A 2,463-nucleotide genomic window follows, 5' to 3' on the forward strand; every position below is an offset into this window, starting at 1 on the left:
GTGCCCGTCGCACCCGTAACCCCGGTCGCTCCAGCTGTGCCTGTCGCACCAGTAACCCCAGTAGCGCCTGTCGCTCCGCCGCCAGAACCCGTCGCGCCAGTAGCACCTTGAGACCCGGTTGCACCTGTGGCTCCGGTAGCTCCGCTACCCGAACCTGTCGCTCCTGTAGCGCCTTGAGCCCCGGTGGCCCCGGTTGCTCCGGTTGCTCCGGTAATGCCGAAGACTTCGCCCAGCAGTTCTGCGGATACCAGACGATGGGCAGTTACCAATGCCCCCGTACTACTCTTACCCCAGAGCGAAATCTGGACCGGATCATTCACAGTTGCAGGTGTTAAGAATGTAAATTCAAAACCATCCAGATCCGCAAAATAGGTAGTGGTTATGGATTGATTCGGAGCAACATCGATCGCCTCGCTGACATAGAGATTTCTGACTCCGCCGCTCAAAAAGTACCCCTGAACCGATACTGTGGAGGCCGTGGTATCACTGCGGTTATCAATTCTGACTGTAACCTGGGTAGTTGGTCTCACACCGCCAACCATGTTATTTTCTATCGGTCCCGTGGATAAAAAACTCATCGTTTCAGCACTCCTTTTCCTAGTAGGAATGGGATGAATCTCTATACTTCGGAACTTAATTTCTCATGTGTAACAATGCGATGGACATTCACCAGCTGGCCGGTAGAAGACTTGCCCCATACTGAAATTCCAATCTCCTCCCCGGCTACTTCTCCGATCGTAAAAATAAATTCGAACGCATCCAAATCGGCAAAGTAATCCCTGGTTACCACTTCATTCGGAGCAATACTAATAACCTCACTTACATACAGTATTCTTGTCGCTCCCAGCAAGTAGCCCTGAATACTGACTGAAGAACCGGTCATGCCATCACGTTTCACCAGCTTTACCGTAACAGTCTGCGTAGGTCTTACTCCCGAAACGGCATTGTTCTCAATAGGTCCTGTTGATAAAATCGGCATCCCGTCTTATCCCTCCTTCCATATCTAGCATTTACGGCGTGAAACCCAGTTACTAGCGACGGTTGATCTTTAATCGCACAATATAATAATATTCGGGCGTCCTCCGGTCGGTGTGGACATAAGACAGGTTCCATTCACCAATATCTGCGGGGGCGCATATCTTTTAATTAAGGAGAGACCGCACTTGCTGCCGCTTTCCTGCAGAATGCCCAACGGAAGAAGGGAGTCCCATGCCCCCTCCTGGAAAAGGAAAGAGACCTGCCGCCAAAAAACCACCGGCCAGCTCCAAAACACAAACTCCAAAAGGGCTTGAGTTCGCGGTGGCTGCCCTTCTTTTGACCGGCAAGCTGAAAGTAGACTCCATCCAGATGTACACGGACGCATCCATGTTCGTCAGTCTGGTAGGCAAATATAAAACCTTAAGTGATCTGAGCAACGACAACGTCGATAAGCTGGTCAGCTTCCTTGATGACAACAGCAGTCTCACCCTGAACGAGATTATGACCGCTTTGAAAAAGAAAGCCGAAAACTCCTGACTATCTAATTAGAAAGTGAAAGTGAGGCGCGGGGATATGGACAGTTTTGACGGGGAGGGTTTTGCCGGTGGTCTGCTGCTGGTGATTGTAATTGCCCTGCTGATTTATGGTTCTACGGACATCAAGAATCTGACCGGTGCGCCTACTGCGGACTAGGCATTTCCTCTGTCAGAGATTCTGAAGAGGTCTGCTTGCCGAGCTGGCTTTGTAGTCCATTGCCAAGCGGCATCCATGTGATTACTTATGATACAAAAAGCTATTGGGGACAGCACCCTGTTTGGAGGCAGGGATCAAAACGCCTGGCAAGTTTAAGCAGCCCGTCACCGAAAATCCATCGGTGACGGGCTATTTAGCTTCACTGGAATCCGAATTTATCTGAATTCTACTCTGCCAAGCTTAGTTTATTTTTTGAATCAGGATAGAGGCGTTGGCATTGGCTTGTGTTCCGCCTGACAGCGTCTGCAGCGTAATTGCCGCTGAACTGGAATGATTGCGCATAGTCAGGGAATCTCCCGCTGCCGCTACAACAATCACCATTCCGGGATTGGCCTGAGTTCCGGCGCCGGAACCATATATGCCGCCCGCAACAGAAGTACCATTTTGAAAAAGTGAAAATTGATTGGGCTCAACTCCCGTTGCGTTGAACCAAACTGCATAATCTCCAGCAGTACCTATAGTAATCACAGAGCTTCCTGACGTGTGTGTAATTGCCCCAATTATAGGACCATTATTACTAAAAGTAACATCGGCCTCCAAAGGAACCGTTTGGGCAGCCAAATTATAAATATACGCATACTCGGAAAGACCAGCCGGACTGGTTCCTGTCGCACCTGTAACCCCAGTCGCTCCTGCTTCGCCCGTCGCACCTGTAACTCCAGTCGCGCCTGTGATGCCCGTCGCTCCCGTAACCCCAGTTGCTCCAGCTTCGCCTGTCGCACCTGTAACCCC

Annotated in this window: 3 protein-coding genes and 1 pseudogene; 1 reads left to right on the forward strand and 3 read right to left on the reverse strand. The window is 50.6% G+C overall.

The features are described 5' to 3' along the window. Together QW71_RS41100 and QW71_RS35840 are read right to left on the reverse strand one after the other, a co-directional pair. Nucleotides 1-578, reverse strand: a pseudogene (locus QW71_RS41100) (YVTN family beta-propeller repeat-containing protein); the annotation flags it as partial. A gap of 41 nt (nt 579-619) precedes the next feature. Then, nucleotides 620-979 carry a hypothetical protein gene (locus QW71_RS35840; RefSeq protein ID WP_039310732.1) on the reverse strand — a complete coding sequence of 120 codons (360 nt, stop codon included), beginning with the start codon at nt 977-979 and terminating at the stop codon, nt 620-622. A gap of 230 nt (nt 980-1,209) precedes the next feature. On the opposite strand from QW71_RS35840, the gene QW71_RS35845 reads away from it, so the two are divergent. Then, nucleotides 1,210-1,515, forward strand: coding sequence for a hypothetical protein (locus QW71_RS35845; protein ID WP_039310734.1), 306 nt, complete (start codon nt 1,210-1,212; stop codon nt 1,513-1,515). A gap of 396 nt (nt 1,516-1,911) precedes the next feature. Here the strand turns inward: QW71_RS35845 and QW71_RS35850 are convergent. Further along, nucleotides 1,912-2,463, reverse strand: a 552-nt coding sequence (locus tag QW71_RS35850; protein WP_039310735.1) for a collagen-like protein, incomplete at its 5' end; no start/stop codon positions are given.

Source organism: Paenibacillus sp. IHB B 3415, assembly GCF_000802655.2.
GTDB lineage: Bacteria > Bacillota > Bacilli > Paenibacillales > Paenibacillaceae > Paenibacillus_AQ > Paenibacillus_AQ phytohabitans.

What these genes read in the sequence shown, in the direction of transcription:
- QW71_RS35840 (WP_039310732.1), bottom strand. Translation starts at nt 979, where the DNA reads ATGCCGATTTTATCAACAGGACCTATTGAGAACAATGCCGTTTCGGGA.
- QW71_RS35845 (WP_039310734.1), top strand. Translation starts at nt 1,210, where the DNA reads ATGCCCCCTCCTGGAAAAGGAAAGAGACCTGCCGCCAAAAAACCACCG.